The 1,110-nt window shown below is 40.3% G+C and carries 2 protein-coding genes; one reads left to right on the forward strand and one right to left on the reverse strand.

The genetic code is table 11. The features are described 5' to 3' along the window. A partial coding sequence (whiA, locus tag SPADD19_RS05200; protein WP_128861587.1) for a DNA-binding protein WhiA occupies positions 1-471 on the forward strand: 471 nt, incomplete at its 5' end. A gap of 251 nt (positions 472-722) precedes the next feature. Here the strand turns inward: whiA and SPADD19_RS11540 are convergent. After that, positions 723-1,110, reverse strand: a 388-nt coding sequence (locus tag SPADD19_RS11540; protein ID WP_164905847.1) for an NAD(P)/FAD-dependent oxidoreductase, incomplete at its 5' end; no start/stop codon positions are given.

Raw genomic sequence — 1,110 nt, forward strand, 5'->3', positions numbered from 1 at the left:
GTTTATACAGACCACGCAGAAGGAATTGCCCTTCTCATGCAAGGATTTTTACTAGATGCGAAAACCATCGAGCGGAAAAAAGGAGTGGTGACCTATCTGCAACGAGCGGAAGATATTATTGATTTTCTAATTGTGGTAGAGGCCATGCAAGCCATGCAGGAATTTGAGTCTATCAAGGTCATGAGAGAGACGCGCAATGACCTCAATCGGGCCAATAATGCCGAGATGGCCAATATCCAGCGCACAGTTACTGCTAGCATGAAAACCATTAATAATATTAGTAAAATTGTGGATATGGTCGGCCTAGGTAGTTTACCAAGTGACTTGCAAGAAGTTGCCTATATCCGGATGAACCATCCAGATTATTCCATCCAGCAGATTGCGGATAGTTTGCAACAACCTATTTCAAAAAGCGGTGTCAATCACCGCTTGCGTAAGATCAATAAGATCGCAGACGATTTAGACAAATAAAAAAGGCCAAAGGCCTTTCATAATGAGGTTAAAGTCTTTTTAAAAACTTTCCTTAGGTGAGTACGGACGTCAGCGAACTTCATAGAAGTTCCATGACTTAGTTTTGAGCCTAATGTCTCAAAACTCCCGAGTGCCTGAAACGTATTGTTTCAGGCACTTTTCTCACAGCGGAAAGTTTTTGTATTTTCTTGATTCATACTAAAAATAGGAACTCATTTTTACTTCTTTGCAGAATCGATTAACTTTTTTTATTATAAACTAGTTGAGTGGGTTGGTTGGACTTTCTTATCTGGATAGATGTAGTTGATGGCATTGTTTACAGCTGTTGGAGCTTCCCCAAGACCTGTAGCGATGAGATCAATCTTTCCTTCGTAGAAGCAGCAGTCTCCACAGGCATAAATTCCAGGAAGGCTGGTTTCTTGTTTTTGGTTCACCTTGATTTTATGGCGTTGCAATTCTACACCCCATTCTTTCAAGTTTCCGATTGAAGATTTAAAGCCATAGTTGACAAATAAGTGATCAATCGGAATGAGTTCGGTTTCATCGGTTTTAACTTTTGTGATTTCAAGATGAGTGGCATGACCATTTTCGCCAATCAAGCGGCTAGGAACAAATGGTGTTTTGATGCTAACAGAAGAT

The organism is Streptococcus parasanguinis (genome assembly GCF_001578955.1).
Classification (GTDB): domain Bacteria; phylum Bacillota; class Bacilli; order Lactobacillales; family Streptococcaceae; genus Streptococcus; species Streptococcus parasanguinis_U.